Annotated in this window: 1 protein-coding gene; it reads left to right on the plus strand. The window is 37.4% G+C overall.

Translation table 11 applies throughout. The annotated features are described in order from the left end of the window. Window positions 1-99: 99 nt before the first annotated feature. Window positions 100-238 (plus strand): OB-fold domain-containing protein (locus tag SB660_RS23610; RefSeq protein WP_410585023.1); only part of this gene is annotated, 139 nt, incomplete at its 3' end.

A 238-nucleotide genomic window follows, 5' to 3' on the forward strand; every position in this document is an offset into this window, starting at 1 on the left:
CGTGAAAGAATGAGAGAGAAGCGAACATATGTTAACTTTTCTATAAGACTTTGGCTGTTTTTATGGTACAATGAAGAACAGTCAAAGAGGTGAATTTGCGTGATTGAATTTGTTAAAGGGACGATTGATTATGTATCTCCCCAATATATTGTCATAGAGAACGGCGGCATCGGCTATCAGATTTTCACGCCGAATCCGTTTATATATAAGGAGAGAAGCCAGGAAACGATTTTTACAT

The organism is Bacillus sp. SIMBA_005 (assembly GCF_046535585.1).
Taxonomy (GTDB): Bacteria; Bacillota; Bacilli; order Bacillales; family Bacillaceae; genus Bacillus; species Bacillus pumilus.